Raw genomic sequence first — 21,436 nt, forward strand, 5'->3', positions numbered from 1 at the left:
AGTTTACAATTTTATTTACAATATAAATCCCAAAAGCAGAAAAATAGTAAAGTATTTTCGCTAAATCAAATTTGATAGTCTATGAAAATTAAGAAAGCATTGTCAGATATGATTGATCCGGAGAATTTATATTTAATTTAAAAAATCAAAAAATTATGAAAAAAGTAATGTATGTGCTTACGTTGTCATTGGTTGTACTGGGCGGACTGGTACTTAGCTTCGCTCCATTCAATGAAGGCTCGGGTGCCAATCCTGAAGTTAAAAACGAAACTGCTAAGAAGCCGATTCAAAAGCGACTTTCAGCTGCTGAAATAGACATCGAAATGAAAAAATGGGAAGCTACCCCCGCCGGTATACAGTACAAAAAATGGGAAGCTTCACCTGCAGGTAAAAAAGTGGATGCCGCTGAAATTAAAATATGGAAGCATATTAAAAATTACACCAATATGGAAGGAGTTGTAACTTCTCTTTCTCTTCCGCCAAGATCAAAATTAGGCCTCGGAGTGATGGTAAAAATTAAAGACGAAAACTATATTCTAACATTTGATGCACAAAAGTCTCAACTTGAACCTCTGCATAGTCTGAAAGTAAACGACAAAATAATTATAAAAAGCCATAACGTATCGCATGCGCCAAAATATACTTATCCAATAATATCGTGTGGCTACTTAGAACGAGACGGTAAAGTTATTTTTAAACGAATTCCCCGCAAAGGCGGGTGTTAGGAGATGCTCTACACCTTGGTAAACTTAATTTCATTAGTGTCAATCAAATAAATATTTTTTGACCTTACATCTGTATTTATTAAAACAGTGATGCAAACTTAAATATCAATATTTTAGTTTAAATAAATTATTTTTAAAACTACTTTAACAAAATAATGTTGATACAATCAATACAATGCTTAATTTTAAGTCAGCAGAAATTAAAAAAGTATTGTCAAAAAAATGAAAAAAATTGTATTTCGGTTTTGGGGAATTAATTTACTGATAAGTATTCTATTATTTTTTGTTTATAGAATTTCGATTTCTCAAACAGCGACAAGTGACGGTAATTCATTTGAACAGTGGATGCAGATTGTAGAAATCCTGTTAAATCTAGGATTTTCATTGATATATCTTATTGGTATGACGATCTCTTCTCTTGCAGTTCTTCTCAATTTGGTAGAGAAAATCAGAAATAATATCTATTTATCACTTTTAACTTTTTTGGGATTACCATCGATTTGTGTTGTTATTATCATTATTAAATTAGTGATTGATATGAGCTTCAACGATTTTGCACTTTTGAGAACATTTACAATTTTTTCAATACTGTATCTATTCCTTACAACAATAGAATTTTTGCTATTCAGGAAAAGAATTAATAAAGAGCTGAATAAATAATAGACATATTCAGAATCTTCGAATAAAAAATGTCCCTCTCTAATATTATTCAACAATGAGAAAACTCAACATTATTTTAATTTTCATTCTCACAGCATCTTTATTCTTTGCTCAAAATCAAAGATTCACGTATGAATATTCTTATAAAATGGATTCTTTAAATAAGGAAAACGTTGAAAAGGAAATGATGAATCTTGATATTACAAAAGAAGGTTCCAACTTTTATAGCGCCTTGCTATTAACCAAAGATTCTCTTTTTACTGCAGAAGTTGAGAAAGGAAAAGCTTCGCAATCTGTAGTCATTGATATGAGAAAAATTAAACAGGCAAAAGTTAATTTTCGTGTTTCTAAAGCTTATCCTGGTTTAGAAACTGTTTATCACAGTTCTATAAACGCCACCAACATTGCTGTAAAAGAACAGAATAAAATAAATTGGACTATTTTCCCCGATACAAAAAGTATTGAAGGCTTTAAAGTTCAAAAAGCAACCACTACTTTTGGCGGAAGAAATTGGATAGCCTGGTTCACCAATGATATCCAGATACAAGACGGGCCTTATAAATTTTGTGGTTTGCCGGGATTAATTTTAACTATTGAAGATGAAAAAGGGGATCACATGTTCAACTTAAAGGGAAGTCAGAAACTCAATTACAAACCCTTACTGCTCAATTCAAAAATGAAAGATGTTTTTCTGACGAACGAAAAATTCAATAAACTCTGGAACGAGTACAAAAAAGATCCTGCAAAGAATATAAAACTCATTCATAGCTCTTCAGAAATGTCGGATACGCTATTTTTTGATTCAAATACGGGTAGTCCACTTACAAAACAAGATTTAATAAAAGGAAAGGAACAGCGAGCAAGAGAAAATTTTAAAAAGTATAATAATTACATAGAAATAGAACTTTATAAATGAGAGAACTGCGGCTAAAAAAGAACCTTTAAAACGGGTTTTACAGAAACATTATTAGAGAAGAAAGTACACCCGATATCACACCTTAAGTTGAAGAAAACAGGAAATAATTCTGCATCAAAACGGAACACTAATAAGAAAATAAAAACATGAAAATCACTCCCGAACATAATGAACGAATTGCAAAGATGACATTTTCATCAGTATATCCGCATTACATCACAAAGGTAGAAAGCAAAGGCAGAACAATTGAAGAATTACATCAAGTGATAGAATGGTTAACAGGTTTTGATGCTCAGAAACTACAGGAACTTATTGATGAGAAAGTAACATTTGAAACATTTTTTAAGAGAGCAAAACTAAATCCCAACGCACATCTTATAAAAGGAGTGATCTGTGGATATAGAATTGAAGAAATTGAAAATCCCCTTACAAAACAAACAAGATATCTTGATAAGTTGGTAGACGAATTGGCAAAAGGAAGAAAAATGGAAAAGATCTTAAGACAATAACCTGATTAAAGTTATGGCAAAAACAAAAACCACTCACACCGGAGTAAACGTAGCAGATTTTGTAAACTCGTATGTCGACAATGAGCAGAAAAAAACCGATAGCTTTCGCCTGATAGAACTGATGCAAAAATGGACTGATTCCGAACCCAAAATGTGGGGGTCTTCCATTATCGGATTTGGAAATTATCACTATAAATATGCAAGCGGACACGAAGGCGATGCACCTGTTATTGGGTTTTCACCAAGAAAAGCGGCGTTTTCACTGTACGTTTATTCTGACACAGAAAAAAGCAAAGTACTGCTACCCAATCTCGGTAAATTTAAAATGAGTAAAGCCTGCATTTACGTAAAAAAACTTTCCGACATTGAAATTGCCATTTTGCAGGAGCTCTGTATGGAATCTATCAAGTACATCAGCGAACATCATGAATGTTCTTGCAGAGCAAAATAACCGATAAACATTCATAAAAATGAGTAAAGAAAATACTATGACAACAAAATGATGAATTACTGTCAAAATTTAAGTAAAACTAGAAATGAAAACCATCTACTACCACGGCACAAAAGCAGATCTTAACATTGGAGATCTTATCGAAGTAGGATTTACATCAAACTACGGCACAAAAAGAAAATCAAAATACATTTATCTTACAGAAACTTTAGATGCAGCAACCTGGGGTGCAGAATTAGCTTTCGGAGACGAAAAAGAAAGAATCTATATTGTAGAACCCACCGCTCACATTGAAGACGATCCCAATGTTACAGACAAAAAATTTCCGGGAAACCCTACGAAATCATATCGATCAAAACATCCCTTCAAAGTGGTAGGTGAAGTTACAAATTGGCAAAGCCACTCTCCCGAACAGCTCGAAACTATGAGAAATCATTTGAAAAAATTAAAGGAAATGGGTATTGAAGCAATAGAAGATTAATCAGACTCAATCTGTTCCTCTTAATAATGTAGCCAAAAAAGAAAATCTTCTAAAAAATATATAATTCATAGTAACATATTTTGAGTTTATCCTCGAGCATAAGATTATTTTTTTATCAATAAAACAATGATTTTAATTTATTTTAATAAAATTTGCATCTATTAAGAATTGTAGAACAGTTTTTGATTTAACATTTTTCGTAATCAATTGTTCTTTTTATTTTTCAATGTAACAAATGCCTTTATATTATTTTTAATTAAAATCTTAAAGCCATGAAAAAACTACTCTTTATTATCCCCTACTTCATCCTTTCTGAAGCGACGGCACAGGAAATAGTAAATGATAAACCCTCAATGGTTCCGGAAGATAAAATGAATATTATTAAAACCAATATTACAGGATATGCCTTCAGGAATATTAATTTATCATACGAAAGATCTATTAATCGCTGGTTTGCCGTAAATGTAGGATTCGGAACCGTCGCAGAAGGTAAAGTTCCGTTTATGAATGCTTTTCTGAGTGATGAAGATGAGAAAAACTTTCAAAATCTTAAGATAAAAGCAACCAACTTCACCATTGAGCCTAGATTTTATATTGGTGAAGGCTATGGCAAAGGCTTTTACTTTGCTCCATACTATCGATATTCAAAAGTCTCTACCAATACTTTCGATTTTACGTATGACTACAATGCTTTTGGAACAACGATCCCTATTCCGCTTAAAGGTTTGGGAGATGCAAACGGCAATAGTGGCGGATTGATGGTTGGTGCACAGTTTTTTTTAAATGAACAGCACAGCTTTGTTTTAGATTTTTGGATCGCCGGTGCGCATTACGGATCAGGAAAAGGTGACTTCAGCCTTACAAGTAATGTAGTTCTTACCCCTGAAATGCAGGCACAGCTAAAAAATGAAATTGAAAATCTTGACGTGCCTTTTGTAGATTACACCGTAGAAACGAATGCCAACGGAGCCCGCGTGAAAGTAGACGGACCCTGGGCAGGGTTTAGAAGCGGTTTTTCGCTGGGTTATAGATTTTAGTTTTTCAAACATAAAAAATGCGCCTCAGATAATTTCTGAGGCGCATTCATTATATTAAGCGTAACACTCCTTAAATCTGGAAATCAGATTATCCATCGTGTGTCTCTGTACATAAACAGTCTTTACATCTTCATATCTTGGTGATTTGTAAAACACCTCATGGAAATCCATACTTCCGTTACCAACTTTTACAATTTTTTGAACATCGATGTTCAATTTTTTCAATTCATCTTTAAAGACCTGAAATTCGTCGTGGATATTATTCATCTTTATATTTTGTTTTTAAGTTAAAAAATCAGCAATTATTTCATCATTGCCCCCTATTAAAATCAACTTTATGTTAAATTTTTAATAAATTTAGCAAATATATTTAAATTAACAATGGGGTTTGGATGATTTTTAATGATTAATCTTAATTGCAAAAACTATACCTAACTGTATAGTTATTAATGAAAAGTGAATTTAATATGAACCAAATGTTAACAAACCTAGATTTGGCCGTAGTTTCTTTAATTGATTCTTCTTGAATCATTTAGCTAAAATTTATTAAAAGTTTTAATCGATTTAAAGACAAGAAATTTCTTTTATAAATTAAAATTTAACTTTTAGTAATTTTAACAATCAAAAAAAGAAATAAAAACACGATGAATCTCTTCAAAACATTATCTCTACTCGTCTTTATCACTTCTTCACTGCCAATTTTCGCACAAGAATATAATCCCGTGACTTTAGAATCTAAAAAAGGAAATAAAAAGCAAAATGCCGCAGCTAAAAAAGAAGAAATGAAGTATTTTCTCCAGTTCGGAATTATGTCACGAAACCACGACAGTTTTAAACAAAAATACGGAGTAAATATACTTTACGAAAATTGTGTAATCACTCCTTATATGTCGGAAAAAGCAAGAAAGAACAATCAGGAAGTTGCCCAATATTTAACCACAAAATACGGTGAAAACTGGAAAAAAGATCTGGAAATAATTCCTTACGGATTATAGGCTTTCTTTTTCTTCTACTTCAATTTCGTGTCTCAGCTGTGCTTTATATAATGTGGAATAATATCCGTTTTTATCTAAAAGTTCCAGATGTTTACCTTCTTCAACAATTTTACCATGCTCCATGACGATGATTTTGTCGGCTTTCTCAATGGTTGAAAGTCTGTGTGCAATGATAATTGATGTTCTGTTTTTCGTAATTTTCTCTGTCGCTCTCTGGATTAATTTTTCACTTTCATGGTCAATGGATGAAGTCGCCTCATCCAAAATCAAGATCTTTGGATCTGACAAATATGCTCTTAAGAAAGACAAAAGCTGTCTTTGTCCTAAAGAAATAGACGACCCTCTTTCGCTTACCACAAACTCGTAACCGCCGGGAAGGCTCTCAATAAAGTCATCAACTTCAATTTCTCTTGCACCGGCTTTTATTTTTTCTAAAGTCACCTCATCATCACCAAATGCAAGGTTTTCATAAATACTTCCGTGGAACAGGAAAACATCCTGCAAAACGACTCCAATGTGACTTCTCAGGTTATACAGTTCATAATCTTTGAGTTCAACATCATCAATGTAAATTTCCCCCGAATTGATATCATACAATCTGGTAATTAAGCTGATAATTGTAGATTTTCCGGCTCCGGTTGCACCAACAATAGCCACAGTTTCTCCGGGATTTACTTTAAAATCAATTCCTTTTAAAACTTCCTGTTTCTCATCATACGCAAAACGAACATCTTTGAATTCTATCTTTCCGTCAAAGTGATCTTTTTTAACGGTTCCTGTATTTGGCATTGCATAATCTTCATCCATCACGCCTAAAACTCTTTCTGCACCAACAATTCCACGCTGAATATTGTTGAAACGGTCTGCAATCTGTCGTAAAGGACGAATCAACATTGAAATAAACTGAATAAACGCAATCACAACACCCGCACTGATGGTAATATAACCTCCATAAAACAGGACAAAACCAATGAAAAGGGATGAAATCAATTCAACTACAGGAAAAAATAATGAGAAGATAAAAACTGTTCTCAATAAAGCACTTTTTAAAGTGATATTAATATCATCAAACTTTTTGAACTCTGCCTTTTGCCTGTTGAATACCTGAATAATCGGCATTCCCGCCAATCTTTCCTGCACAAAAGAGTTTTGATTGGAAGTCCAGGTTCTTTCGTCACCAAATGCCTTCTTCAGTCTTTTCTGGAAAAATCTCGTAATCACAACCATTAAAGGTAAAATAGCGAGAGAAATATAACTCAAATGCACATCAACCTGAAACATCATAAATAAAACAAAGACAATTCTCAAAACGTCTCCAAAAACCATCAGAAAACCGTCTGTATAAACCGTTGCAATAGTTTCTACATCACCAACTGCTCTTGTCACTAACTGACCAATCGGAGTTTTATCAAAAAAAGCGGTTCTGAAATAAATCAGCTTGTTATAAAGTCTCTCACGAATATCTCTGATAACATTCTGCGAAATGTAGTTTGAAAAATAAACTAAAAAGAAATTTAAAATTGTTTCGGCAAACACCAACCCAACCAAAACATAAATATGCTTCATCATGAGCGCTTTATCTTTCAGCTTCGTGATATCATTATCTACAATCTGCATTGTAAGATAAGGCCTGTACGTAGAAACAACCGATAATATGATGGAAATAATCAGGGTAAAAATAAACCAAGAACGAAACTTCATACCGATGAAGAAAAGCCTTTTTACAATTGCCCAGGTATCTTGTTTTTTCATTATAGAAATTGACGTAAAGAATTAATTTGAAAAAATTCTCTGCAAAAATACGGCTTTAAAATTTTACAGCTCGAAGAACTTGGATAGAAAATTAAAGATATCTGTTATTTATCTGATGTATATTTAATGAAGATCTTTTGTATGCTCGGTTCCTATTTCTTCAATTTCCAAAATTGGATTCTTTGCATTTTCCTTTTTAAATCGATTTTCAAGAATCCTGTAAACTCCATAAACACAGCCAATCGCAAATATCCAACTGATAATATTGATTCCTGAAAAACCTGAATAATTATTATCATTCAGAGCATTTGGATTTGATATTGCATCATAAAATCTGTAAGAAAGTAAAAATAAGATCTGAAAGCCCAGATAAATACCTATCGCCAAAAGCCCGAATTGCCACTTTGTTTTACCAAATCGCTCAGCTAAACCTGCATAATATCTATACGCACCTACAAGAATAATAATTGACATCATAGTTTTTAGTTTTATTGAATCAAATTTAATTATTTTTTCCGATTCCGTCTATTTCAGATTTATTAACAGCAATAGCTTCTTTTCTCCATGATTTCTCAAGCTGCCGATGCACAAACCAAACGACAAAAATAGAAGTAACCCAACCTAAAACAGTAGCAATAGACGCCGAAAACAAATCTACTTCCTGAGAAAATGTATTCGGATTTAACAGTAATCCGATAAATCCGTAAGCCAGCCAAACCAGAAACTGTACGCCCAAACAAATTCCCATTCCCAGCAAGCCAGATTTCCAGTGAACCTTCCCATTTCTAACCGCTAATTTTTGATAATACCTAAAAACCCCAATGGCAATTATAATTGAAATCATTTTTCTTTAATATTTAAAATTCATATCCAACATCGACCAAAAACAATGCATGAGCCGGTGCAGAAGTTCCCGCAGAATTCCGGTTTTTATTTTCTATTACTTTTCTAATATCTTCAGGCTGTATTTTTCCGGAACCTACTTCCACCATCGTTCCTACAATTGCTCTTACCATATTTCTCAGAAAACGGTTAGCCGAAACAGTAAATTTCAATTCGGTTCCGTTTTGCTCCCATTCTGCTTTATACATTTTGCAGAGATTGGTTTTGTTGTCGGTATGCAGTTTCGCAAAACTTGTAAAATCTTCATATTCAAATAAAATCTTACAGGCTTCATTCATTTTATTGATATCTAAAGGCTTTCGCCAATGTTGCCAAGCCGAATCCTGCGTAAACGGATTTTTTGCCAAAGAAATATAATATTCATACGTTCGGAAAGTGGCATCAAAACGAGCATGAAAATCATCTTTCACTTTAAAAATTTTTTTCACCGAAATATCAGCAGGCAAAAAACTATTCAGCTTATGAGAAAGCTGATCGCTCAAAATCTGATCAGTCTCAAAATGGGCAAACATTTTCTTGGCGTGAACACCAGTATCTGTTCTTCCCGCTCCTGTTGTTTTAATTTCTTGTCTTAAAATCGTAGAAAGAGCTCGCTCCAGTTCTTCCTGTACAGATATATCTTTCGGCTGAATCTGATAGCCAAAATAATTTTTACCGTTGTATGAAAATTCAATAAAATATCTCAAAGTCGATCAATATTAGATTTAGAAATAAATGGTAAATAAATACTATTGAATGATTAAATATTACCACTCATTTTACTTCTTAAACATTCCTGCAAAAATACTTTAATTTGATGGAAAAAAAATTGTTAATTTTATTTCGAAAACTGATTAAAAACATCATTTAACGGTTTTAAAATTCTTATTTTTGCCAACGTATGAAAAGATGGTACCTTTACCCTTTTTCCTTAGGTTATCACATGGTTACGGGCATCCGAAACACAATGTATGATCTTGGAATTTTTAAGTCCACGAAGTTTAAGACACCGATTATCAATGTCGGCAATCTTTCTGTGGGCGGAAGCGGAAAATCACCAATGGTGATGTATTTGGCAAAATCTTTATCTAAACATTACAGAACAGGCGTACTTTCCAGAGGCTACGGAAGACTGACGAAAGGATACGACGTTACCAACTACGACAGTAATTATAAAACTGTGGGTGATGAAGCAATGCAGCTTTTTGAGCGTTTTAAAAACCGTTTTGTAATTGCAGTTTCCGAAGACCGTGTTCCCGGAGCAAAAAAAGTGATCGATGATATGGATCTTGATGTGCTGATTCTTGATGATGCAATGCAACACCGAGCCATCAAAGCAGGATTCAATATTTTAATGACCGATTTCAATGATCCTTATTTTAAAGATCATCTACTTCCGGCAGGAGATTTAAGAGAATCCAGAGCAGGATCAAAAAGAGCAGATATCATTATGGTGAGTAAATGCCCTGATGAACTGACTGAGGAAACTAAGCAATATTATATCTCAAGAATAAAACCCGAGCGTGGTCAAAAAGTATTTTTCTCATCGATCGGGTATGACGAAAATGTCTATTCAAGAGAAAAAATGCTTCCTGACAACAACTTGAATTATTACGATATTCTTCTCATCACAGGAATTGCCAACCCAAAACCTTTGTTGAATCATTTGGCTAAATTTTCTCAACGTGTAAAACATCTGAAATTCAGAGATCATCATAATTTTTCTGATGCAGATATTAAAAACATTATCGAAGAGTACAAAAAATTGGGCGAATACAAATTAATTCTTACCACCGAAAAAGATTACGTTCGTCTGAAAACTTTTGACTATCTGCGTGATCTGGTGTATTACTGGCCGATCAATGTGGTGATCGATAAAAAGGAAGAATTCAATCAGGTGATTATGCATTACGTGAATAAAAGATAATAGAAGTCTGCGGCGAAAGTTGCAGATTTTTCATTTAATATAGATTGTTTCAATTCTTAAATTTAAGCCAATTCATGCAATTTCATTTTAACTTAACGAATCAATGTTTAGATTTGTATAAATAAATATCTGCATATGAAACAGCTGTTGACTTTTATGATGTTGAGTATTTTTACTTTGGGATGTTCTCAAAAAACACCTGAAGTTTCAAAAACTCAGTTTTCTAAAGAAGCATTACGTCAGAAATTGGAAGATGAGAATGGAAAAAACATTAGCGTTCAGGAAATATTAAATCAGCATAAAGGAAAAGTTTTGGTTATCGATTTCTGGGCCGGCTGGTGTAGAGATTGCCTTCAGGCGCTTCCTAAAGCTGAAGAATTGGAGAAAAATAATCGGAATATCGATTTTGTGTTCTTTTCACTAGAAAGATCAAAAGAGAAATTTGACAGCAGTCTGGAAAGATTTAATATGAAAGAAAAGGAAAACTACTGGTTTGCTACGGGCTGGAAAAATGATTTCAATAATTATATTGATCTCAACTGGATTCCTAGATATATGGTGATTGATCAAAAATCTGATATTGCAAAATATTACGCTATTTCTCCCGACGATCCGGAAATTCAAGCGACAATCGACAAACTGAAATAAGTTTAAAGTTTTTGGATCAGCATCGAATCTTAAACTTCGAATATTGAATTAAAAAAAATCTTAGAATCCATATCTTTGTGATATGGATTCTTCTTTTCCACTCCGCAAAATAATTCATGTTGATATGGATGCATTTTATGCTTCCGTAGAGCAACATGACAATCCTGAATTGCGAGGAAAAGCCATTGCTGTCGGCGGTGGTCATCGTGGCGTTGTTTCTGCGGCGAGCTATGAAGCAAGGAAATTTGGAGTTCGTTCTGCAATGCCGAGTAAAACAGCAAAAGAAAAATGTCCGCATCTGATCTTTGTTCCGCCCAGATTTGCGCGATACAAGGAAATATCGAGAAAAATCCGTGAAATTTTCTACGAATATACCGATTTGGTAGAACCACTTTCTTTAGATGAAGCCTATCTTGACGTTACCGAAAATAAAAAAGGAATTGAGTCGGCCAATCAGATTGCCAAAGAGATTCGCCAGAAAATATTTGAACACACTGGTTTAACTGCTTCTGCTGGAATTTCGATTAATAAATTTTTGGCTAAAGTTGCTTCAGACATTAATAAACCCAACGGACAGAAAACTATTCATCCCGAAAAAATAGAAAAGTTTTTGGAAGAACTGCCTGTTGAAAAATTTTATGGTGTAGGAAAAGTAACGGCCAATAAAATGTTTAGCCTGGCAATTTATAAAGGAAAAGATCTAAAAAACAGGTCGCTTGAAGATTTAATAAGACTTTTCGGAAAATCAGGAAGGTATTATTATGACGTCGTTCGTGGAATTCACCACTCCGAAGTAAAGCCTAACCGAATACAGAAAAGTGTTGCTGTAGAGCGTACGTTTTTCGAAGATCTTTTTGATGAACAACAAATCAACGAAAAATTAGAAAATTTAAGTCAGGAGCTTCATCAGCGTTTACAGAAACACCAGATTCTTGGAAGATCTTTAACATTGAAAATCAAATACAAAGACTTTTCGCTGTTTACACGAAGTTTTACAAAGGAAGAATATTTCACATCCCCGGAACAATATTTTGCAACCTCAAAAAAACTGTGGGAACTTCGGCCTTTTGATAAAGCGGTACGATTATTGGGACTATCACTGTCTCACCTCAACACTGAAGAAAAAAAGCAGATTTCAGTTCAGCTTAAAATTCCGTTTGAGGATTTTGAAAATTGAAAATTGATTTTCATTGAATAATCTCATCAAAATATATTAACTATGAACCAAACCATGATTCAGTTTTTCCACTGGTACTCAGAAGGAGACGGAAAGCTATGGAAGCACGCAGAAGAACAAGCAAATTATTTATCTCAACTCGGCATCACCTCAGCCTGGTTTCCACCGGCTTACAAAGGCACAAATGGTGGATATTCTGTAGGATATGATGCTTATGATCTTTTTGACCTTGGTGAATTTGACCAAAAAAACTCAATAGCCACAAAATACGGAACCAAGGATGATTATATAAAAGCGATTAAAAGTTTAAAAGAAAATAATATTCAGGTTATTGTAGATGTTGTTTTAGGACACAAAGGAGGTGGTGATGAATTAGAAAAATTTAAAGTTGTAAAAGTTGATGAAAATAACCGTGAAAAAGTCATTTCATCAGAAATTGAAATAGAATCTTACACAAAATTTACTTTCCCGGGACGTGGAAAAAAGTATTCAGATTTTGAATGGAATTTCACTTGTTTCAGCGGTGTAGATTATGCTGAAGGAAGAGATTCACACATCTATAAAATAAAGTCTGAATATGGTGACGACTGGGAAGAGATGATTGATGACGAGAAAGGAAATTATGATTATTTGATGTTTAATGACATCGAACATCGCAATCCTCATGTGCGTGAAGAATTGAATAAATGGGCAAAATGGTATTTTGACGAAACTGGTTTTGACGGTGTAAGGCTGGATGCTCTAAAGCATATTTCTTTTGAATTTTATAAAGAATGGTTAACGATGCTACGTTCCAACTCCGGAAAAAATATTTTTGCCGTTGGTGAATACTGGGCTCCCGGGCAATTGAATTTGCTACAAAAATATATTGAAGCTACAGAAGGCTGCATGAGTCTTTTTGACAGTTCGTTACAAAACAATTTTCACAATGCATCCAAAGAAGGAGATTCTTATGATTTGAGAAATATTCTTGCTTATACTTTAACGGAAGCCGATCCTTTGCATTCTGTAAGTCTGGTTGACAATCACGATACACAGCCATTACAAGATCTTGAAGCGCCAGTGGAAGCATGGTTTAAGCCTCTCGCATATGCACTTATTTTACTGAGAGAAAACGGTTATCCTTGTATTTTTTATCCTGATTTGTATGGAGCTCATTATAAAGATACCGACCGTGAAGGTAACGAACAGGAAATATTTTTAGAAAAAGTAGACGGTATTGAAGAGCTTTTAAAAGCAAGAAAAGAAAATGCATACGGATTACAAAGAGACTATTTTGAAGATGCCAATTGTCTAGGCTGGATTCGGGAAGGTGATGACGAGCATGAAGGATGTGCCGTTGTTCTTAGTAATAAAGATGCATACGATAAACCTATGGAAATGGGTGAAAGATATATTGGAAGAACTTTTTATGACGCATTGGGAAGATCTGAAGAAAAAGTACAAATAAGAGAAGATGGCTGGGGAGATTTTCCGGTTCCTGCAGGAAATGTGAGTGTCTGGATCCCTGAATAATTTCATTAAATCACACTAAATTCATTTAGATAAAAACAAAGAAATCCAGCCTTTTTTACAAGACTGGATTTCTTTTTATTATTTTTTTAAATATAAATTAAAATAATCGGTGACTTTTTGCATCAAATGCACTCTGTCTTTCCCAACCACATTATGCGGATGTCCCGGATAAACAAAATAATCAAGCTGAATACCGTTATCAACAGCAGATTTAAGGAATTTCACAGAATGTTGCCATACCACAACATCATCCTGAGCGCCGTGAATCATCAATAATTTACCCTGAAGATTCTGAACTTTATCTAAAAGATTTGCTGTTTTGTAACCTTCAGGATTTTCCTGAGGCGTATCCATATATCTTTCAGTGTACATCGTTTCGTACATATTCCAGTCGATTACCGGACCTCCCGCAACACCTACTTTGAAAACATTGGGCTCCTTAAGCATAAAACTTGTTGTCATAAATCCACCAAAACTCCAGCCGTGAATTCCCATTCTTTCCTCATCTACATAAGGAAGAGACATCAGATATTTCACACCTTGCATTTGATCTTTCATTTCTACTGTTCCCAGATTTCTGAAAACAGCCTGTTCGAATTTCAATCCTCTGTTTGATGAACCTCTTCCGTCCATTGTAAAAATAACATATCCGTTTTGAGCCATATATTCATACCAGAGATTTCCTGAAGCCGGGAAAGTATTGGTCACCAATTGCAAATGCGGGCCATTGTATAAATAAACAATAGCTGGATATTTTTTATTAGGATCGAAATTGGTTGGAAGAATGATTTTTCCGTACAATAAAGTTCCGTCGTCAGCTTTTAAGTTGATATTTTTAATTTGTGGACGAAGATAATTTTTCAGCGGATCTTCAGACTTTAAAATATTTGTTGCTTTCAAAGTTGAAGTATTGAGAATATCGGCAACTCTCGGAGAGGTTGCATTGCTATACGTATCATATAAATAATTACCGTCGCTGCTTAATACTGCAGCGTGCGTTCCTTCCGCATTGTCTAATTTCTGAGTTTTGAAAGTATTCCAGTTGATTCTGTAGATATGTCTTTCCATCGGGCTTTCCTGTGTAGAAACATAATAGATCTCTTTTTTCTTTTCATTAAACCCTAAAATATCGGTTACCAGCCAATCTCCTTTTGTGATTTGAGCAATTAAACCTTTTTCTAAACTGTAATGGAATAAATGATTGTAACCCGTTCTTTGACTTTGCCAGATAAAATCGGTATTTGAATTCGGGAAAAACAATAACGGATGTTGAGGTTCAACATATTTATCACTGGTTTCTTCAAATAAAGTTTTCACAAAGTTTCCGGTAACAGCGTCATACTGATTCATCTTTAAATGATTCTGACCTCTGTTTAAAACCCCTACAAAAATGAATTTAGAATCCGGACTCCAGGTAACTGCCGTAAGATATTGATCTTTTTCACCTTCCACTTTTAGGAAAGTGGTCGTTTGATTTTTAATATTATAAACTCCTAATGTCACTTCATGAGAAGTTTTTCCTGCCATTGGATATTTAATATTGGTATTCACAGCAGGAGTTACAGACCAGTCAATTACAGGATAATCTGCAACCATGCTTTGATCCATTCTATAAAACGCAACATTTTCAGAATTGGGTGAAGGGAAGATTCCGGTATCAATACCAAACTCGTTTCTGTGAACATTAGAAGCTCCGTTCAGAATATTTTCGTTAGAATCATTCGTTATTGCAATTTCTTTCCCATTTTTATTGATGAAAAGATTATTGTTTTTAGTATAAACCAAAGTCTGATTATCTGCAAGCGTTTTTACATTTGCGGGATTATCTCCTAATGTTGCCGAACGTTTTACCTTCCAGTCGTTACCCGATTTCTCAAGCCAATACATTTGATTATTAGCCGTAAGATAAGCTTCAGAATTGGTGATAAATTTTACAGGAGGAAGACCTTTTAGCTTTTTATCAGCAAAATTTTTGTTCAACTGGTAAAGAGAGATCAATGTATCTTGCTTATTTGTCTTAAGATCTGTCTTTAAATATCCGCCTTTTACAGCCTGAATATAAGATTTGCTGTCGCTTGACCAAGAAAACTGTGAAATATTTTTCACCGCAAGATTACTTCTCATGCCGTTTACAGCTTCTGCCATAGTAAATTTTTGGTTTTGAGCCAACGCTGTTCCACCCAAAACAACCATTAATAAAGAAAATTTATATAATTTCATTGCATAAAATTGAATCCGTCAAAAATAAGAAATAAAAGTCACACGTTAAGAAATGTTAAAATAAAAAGATAATGAAAGTGTATTTTAAACTTTAAAAAGGATTATATATTATTATTTGAAAAGTTCCTGAATAATATCATTTCACGGTTGCCAATTCACAAATTGTTATCTTTGTAAAAAATTTAAAACAAAAATATGAGCGTACACATCAGTGCCAAAAAGGGAGAGATTGCCAAAGTTGTTTTGCAACCGGGAGATCCGCTTCGTGCAAAATATATCGCTGAAAACTTCCTTGAAAACGCAAAATTAGTAAGTCAAACGAGAGGTATTTTTTATTACACCGGAACTTACAAAGGAAAAGAAATCTCTGTGGGAGCAAGCGGAATGGGCTTTCCAAGTATCGGAATTTATTCTTTTGAGCTGTACACAGAATATGAAGTAGATACGATCATCAGAATCGGAACTTGTGGCGGATATTCGAGTGACGTAAAATTATTCGATATTCTTAATGTAGAAAATGCAGCCAGCGAAAGTACCTACGCAAAATATGCTTGGGGATTTGAAGAAGAGATTTTTTCTCATCAGGGAAATATTTTTGATATCATCAACGAAACTGCCGAAGAATTATCTTTAAAAACTAAAGCAACCAACATTCACAGCAGTGATATTTTTTACAGAAAAGATCCTGCAACTCCTGCAATTGCTACGAAATACAATTGCCCAGCAGTAGAAATGGAAGCTTTCGGATTGTTTGCCAACGCAAAACATTTAGGTAAAAATGCAGCGACTATTCTTACGGTTTCTGATATTATTCCAACCAAAGAATTTATTTCGGCTGACGAAAGAGAAACAGCTTTGAAACCAATGATCGAATTGGCTTTGGAAGCAGCTTTGAAAGTGATTTAAGAATCAATTGATACAAATAAAAAGAGCTTTACCTGATGAGTACAGCTCTTTTTAGTTACAGAATTCTACTTTTTTCGTGTAGTAATTTCCCAATTTTCAGCTTGATTTTGATTGTTATCTTTATTCAAAACCAAACGAAAATTTATTTTACCTTTTTCTTTATTCGTGAAAATATTAAATGAAAGTTTTCCTTTTGTAACGAGCTCTTCCGACACAGGATTACTTAGATAATAACTTTGCACAATTTTAAAATCCTCGGCGAGACTCGTATTTTGAAAAAGAAAATTCAAAAATTGTTTCCTTTTGCTATCAATATTTTTCTGGCTCAGATCTGACGTTATAAAATTTCCTTCTACTATTAAATCTAAATTGTCACAACCCGAAAGTTCCACTGTACATTCAAAATCCTCAGCATTAAATTTCTCATTCAAAACTTCAGTATAATTATGCATATCAATCGTTCTGAATGATTCTGATGCATTTTTTAATACTTTCTTATTTTTCCATTTTGCCAGCTCACAGTTAGATAAATAAGTTTCTTCGTATACATTTCCATCTTTATAAATAAAAGATAAATCCGCAGATTCCAGTTCTTCTTCGGGTATAGAATAAGTGCGGTAATTTTGTGTGGCAGTTGCCTTTAAAACTCCGTTTTTGTACGCTATATTATCTAAAATATTATATGAGAAAGGTGCATAAGTAAGAATTCTATGCTTATCCTGAATATGGTCATCTTTTCCCATAATGATGTATGAAATTTCAGAGTTTGTATTTGCATTTCCACCAAGCATCCCTTCTGAATTTCTTTCTATTATATAGTCTTCAATTCCATCTTTATTAAGATCTTCTGAAGCAATTTTCAGAAAAGAAACACTGTAAGAATCACCATTATTTCTAAAAGAAACTGAATAGTTTTCGTAATCTACTTTCTCAGGTTTCTCGTTACCTATTTCTTCATCTAATAAAATTTTAAGAATATCAATTTTCTGTTTAGTTTCTCTTATCGGCATGTCATCTTTTGATATAGAAACCGACTGATTCAGAGTTTTCTTTTCAGTTTGTTTTTTTCCACAATTAAAGAGTAAAAATAAGAGAACTATCAAAACAGATTTCATAGACAATGCATTTATCTAAAATTAATGAAATTTCAGATATAAAAGGATGAACATTAAATTAAAAACAAACCATTTATGCAATCGATTACTCCAATAAGCTTGTTCAGCTAACTTTTCGGGGAATATGTGAAGGTTATTTTTTGAATTCCTCTTGAACTTTCAACAATTTTATATTGCGAAAAAGTTTTCTAACTCCCTATGAATAAACGATTAACAAACTTATAAAAAATCTATTTCTCATATTCCTAAAAATTCATTCAGTATTAGATAAAATTATTACATTTAAAGGTTAACAATTATTAATTTATTAATGAAGTTTATAGGATATGATGTTGGAAGCTCATCAATAAAGGCTTCTATCGTGGATGAACAGGGCAAAGTGATTGCTCATGCAAAATATCCGGAAAGCGAGATGTCCATCGATTCTCCAAAGATTGGCTGGGCAGAACAGGATCCGGAACAATGGTGGCAAAACCTTAGAATTTTAACTCAAAAAGTGATTGCAGAAAGCCACATCGACAAAAACGAAATCCAAGGGATTGGTATCTCTTATCAGATGCACGGTTTGGTTTTAGTGGGCAAAGATAAACAAGTTCTCCGTCCATCAATTATCTGGTGTGACAGTCGTGCTGTGGAAACCGGGGATCAGGCGTTCGATGATTTGGGTGACGAAGTTTGCATGAGTAAATTATTGAATTCACCGGGAAATTTCACCGCGTCAAAACTGAAATGGGTGAAAGAAAATGAGCCCGAGGTGTATGAAAAGATCTGGAAATTTATGCTTCCCGGAGATTTTATTGCATTGAAATTAAGCGGTGAAGCAACAACAACCGTAACCGGACTTTCAGAAGGCGTGCTTTGGGATTTCCAAAAACATCAGCCGTCAAAAACTTTACTGAATTATTGGGGAATAGATGAATCATTGGTTTCAAAAGTTGTAGAAAATTTTACGGACCAATGTGTAGTTTCAAAACAAGGTGCTGAAGAAAGCGGTTTACCGGAAGGAATTCCTATTTTGTACAGAGCGGGAGATCAGCCTAATAATGCTTTGTCTTTAAACGTAATGAATCCCGGAGAGATCGCTGCAACAGGCGGAACTTCAGGAGTTGTTTATGGAGTGACTAATAATATTCATTCTAAAGAATCTGTGCGAGTAAACAATTTTGCACACATTAATCATACAAAAGAGCAACCCAGAATTGGAAAAATGCTTTGTTTAAATGGTGCCGGAATTCAGTATAGTTGGTTGAGACATCAGGTAGACCAGAAAAGACATTCTTATCAGGAACTGAATGATTTAGCTTCACAAATACCAATCGGATCAGATGGAGTTATCGTTTTACCATTCGGAAACGGTGCTGAAAGAGTTTTAAAAAATAAAGACATCGGTTCATCAACTTATAATGTCAATTTTAATCGTCACAAAAGTGTTCATTTATTCAGAGCCGGACTGGAAGGTATCGCCTACTCTTTCGTTTATGGAACAGAAATTCTAATGAACGACGGCCTTCAAAAAGGAATTATCAAAGCTGGAGGAGACAATTTATTTCGTTCTTCCTTATTTGCGCAATCGATTGCATCTTTATTGGATACTGAAATCAGAATTTTTGATACAACAGGTTCTACCGGAGCAGCAAGAGCAGCAGCAATTGGAGCAGGAGCATTTGATACACTCAACGATATTTTAACAGAAAAAGATATTACTACAACTTATATTCCTGATTTTAAAAATATGGATCAGTATAGAGAAAGTTATGGTAAATGGAAAGCAAAATTAGAGCAAGTAATTACTAGCTATTAGCTAATGGCAATTGGCTTTTAGCTTTACATTCAATTGTTAGCGATTCATTTGAAAGAATGACAAACTCGCAGCCCGACTTGAACGGAAATCCTTTTGCAAGGAGGAACGACGAACAAAAGATTGGGAGTGGAAGGCGGAATAGCTGCCCAAATAAAAACATAAGACAAATTTAAAAATCAATAAAAATATAAAATCAATATAATGGCAATTACAACAGGAAACAAAGAGTATTTTAAAGGAATAGATAAAATTCAGTTTGAAGGAAGAGAGTCTGACAATCCGTTGGCATTCAAATTTTACGATGAGAATTTGGTGGTTCGTGGAAAAACGATGAAAGAATATTTCAAATTTGCCTCAGCTTATTGGCACACATTCTGCGCAACCGGTGGAGACCCGTTCGGTGCTGGAACTCAACAATTTGACTGGTTGACGGCTTCTGATGCAAAACAAAGAGCAACAGAAAAAATGGATGCTGCGTTCGAATTTTTCACAAAATTAGGCGTTCCTTATTACTGTTTCCACGATTATGATTTGATTGATGAAGCAGATAATTTCACAGAGTCAACCAGAAGATTAGAGTTCATTACCGATTATGCTAAAGAAAAGCAGGCAGCATCAGGTGTGAAATTACTTTGGGGAACTTCAAACTGTTTCTCAAACCCAAGATTTATGAACGGTGCAGCAACCAATCCGTCATTTGATGTTTTGGCTTACGCTGGCGGACAGGTAAAAAATGCATTGGACGCAACCATCAAATTAGGTGGAGAAAACTATGTTTTCTGGGGCGGTCGTGAAGGTTATATGTCTCTACTAAACACCAATATGAAGCGTGAGCAGGAACATATGGCGAAGTTTTTACATTTGGCTAAAGACTACGCAAGAGCTCAGGGCTTTAAAGGGACTTTCTTCATCGAGCCAAAACCAATGGAGCCTACAAAACATCAATATGATTTTGATGCAGCAACTTGTTTGAACTTCCTGCGTCAGTACGACTTATTGAATGATTTTAAATTAAATCTTGAAGTAAATCACGCTACTTTAGCTCAACATACATTCGAGCACGAACTTCAGGTGGCTGCTGACAACAATGTTTTGGGAAGCATCGATGCGAACAGAGGAGATTATCAAAACGGTTGGGATACAGACCAGTTTCCGGTTGACTTGTATGAAATGACTCAGGCCATGTTGGTGATTATTCAGGCAGGAGGTTTCCAAGGTGGAGGTGTTAATTTTGATGCCAAAATAAGAAGAAACTCAACAGATTTAGAAGACATTTTCATCGCACACATCAGCGGAATGGACAATTTTGCAAGATCTTTCTTAGCTGCTGATAAAATTTTAGAAAAATCAAAATATTCTGAGATCAGAACCAACAGATATTCTTCTTTCGACAGTGGAAAAGGGAAGGATTTTGAAGAAGGAAATCTTTCTTTAACTGATCTTGCAACTTATGCTCAAGGCTTGGGAGAAGTTGGTAGAGAAAGTGGAAAGCAGGAATATCTTGAGAGTATTATTAATCAGTATTTATAATATTGGTTAATCGCAAAGGCGCAAGTTTTTTTACTTTGAAAATATTTTAAGGCGCAAGAAAATCATAGATTTTCGGTAAGGAAATATCTTAAATTTTATCTTCGATAAAATCTTTGCGCCTTAAAACATAAAGCTTGTCAAAGCCTTTGCGCCTTTGCGTACAACCAAAATAATTAACACTTAAAACTA

Annotated in this window: 22 protein-coding genes; 15 read left to right on the plus strand and 7 right to left on the minus strand. The window is 34.2% G+C overall.

The features are described from left to right. Positions 1 to 155 precede the first annotated feature (155 nt). The 7 genes from OH814_RS07290 to OH814_RS07320 all read left to right on the plus strand — a co-directional run bounded on the left by OH814_RS07290 (position 156) and on the right by OH814_RS07320 (position 4,779). A complete protein-coding gene (locus OH814_RS07290; RefSeq protein ID WP_308827723.1) occupies positions 156 to 725 on the plus strand; it encodes a hypothetical protein in 570 nt (189 codons plus the stop codon). A gap of 222 nt (positions 726 to 947) precedes the next feature. Beyond that, positions 948 to 1,385, plus strand: a complete 438-nt coding sequence (locus OH814_RS07295) for a hypothetical protein (protein ID WP_308827724.1) — start codon at positions 948 to 950, stop codon at positions 1,383 to 1,385. A gap of 55 nt (positions 1,386 to 1,440) precedes the next feature. After that, the gene (locus OH814_RS07300) at positions 1,441 to 2,301 is read left to right on the plus strand and encodes a GLPGLI family protein (RefSeq protein WP_308827725.1); all 861 of its coding nucleotides are present in this window, start codon (positions 1,441 to 1,443) and stop codon (positions 2,299 to 2,301) included. Positions 2,302 to 2,447: 146 nt separating this feature from the next. Beyond that, a complete protein-coding gene (locus OH814_RS07305) occupies positions 2,448 to 2,810 on the plus strand; it encodes a DUF2200 domain-containing protein (protein ID WP_308827726.1) in 363 nt (120 codons plus the stop codon). Positions 2,811 to 2,823: 13 nt separating this feature from the next. Further along, the gene (locus OH814_RS07310) at positions 2,824 to 3,261 is read left to right on the plus strand and encodes a DUF1801 domain-containing protein (RefSeq protein ID WP_308827727.1); all 438 of its coding nucleotides are present in this window, start codon (positions 2,824 to 2,826) and stop codon (positions 3,259 to 3,261) included. 85 nt (positions 3,262 to 3,346) lie between these two features. Beyond that, positions 3,347 to 3,742, plus strand: coding sequence for an NAD(+)--rifampin ADP-ribosyltransferase (gene arr / locus OH814_RS07315; RefSeq protein WP_308827728.1), 396 nt, complete (start codon positions 3,347 to 3,349; stop codon positions 3,740 to 3,742). 272 nt (positions 3,743 to 4,014) lie between these two features. Next, positions 4,015 to 4,779, plus strand: coding sequence for a DUF3575 domain-containing protein (locus tag OH814_RS07320; RefSeq protein ID WP_123886028.1), 765 nt, complete (start codon positions 4,015 to 4,017; stop codon positions 4,777 to 4,779). Positions 4,780 to 4,833: 54 nt separating this feature from the next. Here OH814_RS07320 and OH814_RS07325 read toward each other — a convergent pair whose 3' ends face one another. Then, the gene (locus OH814_RS07325) at positions 4,834 to 5,046 is read right to left on the minus strand and encodes a hypothetical protein (RefSeq protein ID WP_076557956.1); all 213 of its coding nucleotides are present in this window, start codon (positions 5,044 to 5,046) and stop codon (positions 4,834 to 4,836) included. A gap of 377 nt (positions 5,047 to 5,423) precedes the next feature. Between OH814_RS07325 and OH814_RS07330 the strand changes: the two genes are divergently transcribed. Further along, positions 5,424 to 5,774, plus strand: coding sequence for a hypothetical protein (locus OH814_RS07330; protein WP_308827729.1), 351 nt, complete (start codon positions 5,424 to 5,426; stop codon positions 5,772 to 5,774). Here OH814_RS07330 and OH814_RS07335 read toward each other — a convergent pair. From OH814_RS07335 to truA, 4 genes are all read right to left on the minus strand, one after another. Then, positions 5,769 to 7,526, minus strand: a complete 1,758-nt coding sequence (locus tag OH814_RS07335; RefSeq protein ID WP_076557952.1) for an ABC transporter ATP-binding protein — start codon at positions 7,524 to 7,526, stop codon at positions 5,769 to 5,771. The genes OH814_RS07330 and OH814_RS07335 overlap by 6 nt on opposite strands. Positions 7,527 to 7,649: 123 nt before the next feature. Further along, entirely contained in the window at positions 7,650 to 8,003 is a 354-nt protein-coding gene (locus tag OH814_RS07340; protein ID WP_076557950.1) for a hypothetical protein, read from the minus strand. A gap of 25 nt (positions 8,004 to 8,028) precedes the next feature. After that, complete coding sequence (locus OH814_RS07345; protein WP_308827730.1) at positions 8,029 to 8,370, minus strand: hypothetical protein; 342 nt, start codon at positions 8,368 to 8,370, stop codon at positions 8,029 to 8,031. 13 nt (positions 8,371 to 8,383) lie between these two features. Continuing rightward, positions 8,384 to 9,115 (minus strand): tRNA pseudouridine(38-40) synthase TruA, encoded by a 732-nt coding sequence (gene truA, locus OH814_RS07350; protein ID WP_308827731.1) that lies wholly within the window; start codon positions 9,113 to 9,115, stop codon positions 8,384 to 8,386. 194 nt (positions 9,116 to 9,309) lie between these two features. Between truA and lpxK the strand changes: the two genes are divergently transcribed. The 4 genes from lpxK to OH814_RS07370 all read left to right on the plus strand — a co-directional run bounded on the left by lpxK (position 9,310) and on the right by OH814_RS07370 (position 13,675). Further along, positions 9,310 to 10,335, plus strand: a complete 1,026-nt coding sequence (gene lpxK, locus OH814_RS07355) for a tetraacyldisaccharide 4'-kinase (protein WP_308827732.1) — start codon at positions 9,310 to 9,312, stop codon at positions 10,333 to 10,335. A gap of 135 nt (positions 10,336 to 10,470) precedes the next feature. After that, positions 10,471 to 10,983, plus strand: coding sequence for a thioredoxin family protein (locus tag OH814_RS07360; RefSeq protein ID WP_308827733.1), 513 nt, complete (start codon positions 10,471 to 10,473; stop codon positions 10,981 to 10,983). A gap of 82 nt (positions 10,984 to 11,065) precedes the next feature. Then, a complete protein-coding gene (gene dinB, locus OH814_RS07365) occupies positions 11,066 to 12,160 on the plus strand; it encodes a DNA polymerase IV (protein WP_076557940.1) in 1,095 nt (364 codons plus the stop codon). 42 nt (positions 12,161 to 12,202) lie between these two features. Beyond that, positions 12,203 to 13,675 (plus strand): alpha-amylase, encoded by a 1,473-nt coding sequence (locus tag OH814_RS07370; RefSeq protein ID WP_308827734.1) that lies wholly within the window; start codon positions 12,203 to 12,205, stop codon positions 13,673 to 13,675. 78 nt (positions 13,676 to 13,753) lie between these two features. Here the strand turns inward: OH814_RS07370 and OH814_RS07375 are convergent, their stop codons facing one another. Beyond that, complete coding sequence (locus tag OH814_RS07375) at positions 13,754 to 15,895, minus strand: DPP IV N-terminal domain-containing protein (protein WP_308827735.1); 2,142 nt, start codon at positions 15,893 to 15,895, stop codon at positions 13,754 to 13,756. A 195-nt stretch (positions 15,896 to 16,090) separates the two neighbouring features. On the opposite strand from OH814_RS07375, the gene deoD reads away from it, so the two are divergent. Further along, on the plus strand, positions 16,091 to 16,801 hold the full coding sequence (gene deoD / locus OH814_RS07380) for a purine-nucleoside phosphorylase (RefSeq protein WP_308827736.1): 711 nt from the start codon (positions 16,091 to 16,093) through the stop codon (positions 16,799 to 16,801). 65 nt (positions 16,802 to 16,866) lie between these two features. On the opposite strand, the gene OH814_RS07385 is transcribed toward deoD, so the two are convergent. Then, the gene (locus tag OH814_RS07385) at positions 16,867 to 17,916 is read right to left on the minus strand and encodes a hypothetical protein (RefSeq protein WP_308827737.1); all 1,050 of its coding nucleotides are present in this window, start codon (positions 17,914 to 17,916) and stop codon (positions 16,867 to 16,869) included. A gap of 310 nt (positions 17,917 to 18,226) precedes the next feature. On the opposite strand from OH814_RS07385, the gene OH814_RS07390 reads away from it, so the two are divergent. Then, a complete protein-coding gene (locus OH814_RS07390; RefSeq protein WP_308827738.1) occupies positions 18,227 to 19,717 on the plus strand; it encodes an FGGY family carbohydrate kinase in 1,491 nt (496 codons plus the stop codon). A 201-nt stretch (positions 19,718 to 19,918) separates the two neighbouring features. Then, positions 19,919 to 21,247, plus strand: a complete 1,329-nt coding sequence (gene xylA, locus OH814_RS07395) for a xylose isomerase (RefSeq protein ID WP_308827739.1) — start codon at positions 19,919 to 19,921, stop codon at positions 21,245 to 21,247. Positions 21,248 to 21,436 lie beyond the last annotated feature (189 nt).

This window comes from Chryseobacterium sp. CFS15, assembly GCF_031118795.1.
Taxonomy (GTDB): Bacteria; Bacteroidota; Bacteroidia; order Flavobacteriales; family Weeksellaceae; genus Chryseobacterium; species Chryseobacterium indoltheticum.

Coding starts and splice junctions, on each gene's coding strand:
- OH814_RS07295 (WP_308827724.1), top strand. CDS start 948: ATGAAAAAAATTGTATTTCGGTTTTGGGGAATTAATTTACTGATAAGT.
- deoD (WP_308827736.1), top strand. CDS start 16,091: ATGAGCGTACACATCAGTGCCAAAAAGGGAGAGATTGCCAAAGTTGTT.
- OH814_RS07340 (WP_076557950.1), bottom strand. CDS start 8,003: ATGATGTCAATTATTATTCTTGTAGGTGCGTATAGATATTATGCAGGT.
- OH814_RS07290 (WP_308827723.1), top strand. CDS start 156: ATGAAAAAAGTAATGTATGTGCTTACGTTGTCATTGGTTGTACTGGGC.
- OH814_RS07300 (WP_308827725.1), top strand. CDS start 1,441: ATGAGAAAACTCAACATTATTTTAATTTTCATTCTCACAGCATCTTTA.
- OH814_RS07325 (WP_076557956.1), bottom strand. CDS start 5,046: ATGAATAATATCCACGACGAATTTCAGGTCTTTAAAGATGAATTGAAA.
- OH814_RS07345 (WP_308827730.1), bottom strand. CDS start 8,370: ATGATTTCAATTATAATTGCCATTGGGGTTTTTAGGTATTATCAAAAA.
- lpxK (WP_308827732.1), top strand. CDS start 9,310: ATGAAAAGATGGTACCTTTACCCTTTTTCCTTAGGTTATCACATGGTT.
- OH814_RS07310 (WP_308827727.1), top strand. CDS start 2,824: ATGGCAAAAACAAAAACCACTCACACCGGAGTAAACGTAGCAGATTTT.
- OH814_RS07385 (WP_308827737.1), bottom strand. CDS start 17,916: ATGAAATCTGTTTTGATAGTTCTCTTATTTTTACTCTTTAATTGTGGA.
- OH814_RS07330 (WP_308827729.1), top strand. CDS start 5,424: ATGAATCTCTTCAAAACATTATCTCTACTCGTCTTTATCACTTCTTCA.
- OH814_RS07360 (WP_308827733.1), top strand. CDS start 10,471: ATGAAACAGCTGTTGACTTTTATGATGTTGAGTATTTTTACTTTGGGA.
- OH814_RS07375 (WP_308827735.1), bottom strand. CDS start 15,895: ATGAAATTATATAAATTTTCTTTATTAATGGTTGTTTTGGGTGGAACA.
- OH814_RS07305 (WP_308827726.1), top strand. CDS start 2,448: ATGAAAATCACTCCCGAACATAATGAACGAATTGCAAAGATGACATTT.
- OH814_RS07335 (WP_076557952.1), bottom strand. CDS start 7,526: ATGAAAAAACAAGATACCTGGGCAATTGTAAAAAGGCTTTTCTTCATC.
- xylA (WP_308827739.1), top strand. CDS start 19,919: ATGGCAATTACAACAGGAAACAAAGAGTATTTTAAAGGAATAGATAAA.
- OH814_RS07320 (WP_123886028.1), top strand. CDS start 4,015: ATGAAAAAACTACTCTTTATTATCCCCTACTTCATCCTTTCTGAAGCG.
- dinB (WP_076557940.1), top strand. CDS start 11,066: ATGGATTCTTCTTTTCCACTCCGCAAAATAATTCATGTTGATATGGAT.
- OH814_RS07370 (WP_308827734.1), top strand. CDS start 12,203: ATGAACCAAACCATGATTCAGTTTTTCCACTGGTACTCAGAAGGAGAC.
- arr (WP_308827728.1), top strand. CDS start 3,347: ATGAAAACCATCTACTACCACGGCACAAAAGCAGATCTTAACATTGGA.
- OH814_RS07390 (WP_308827738.1), top strand. CDS start 18,227: ATGAAGTTTATAGGATATGATGTTGGAAGCTCATCAATAAAGGCTTCT.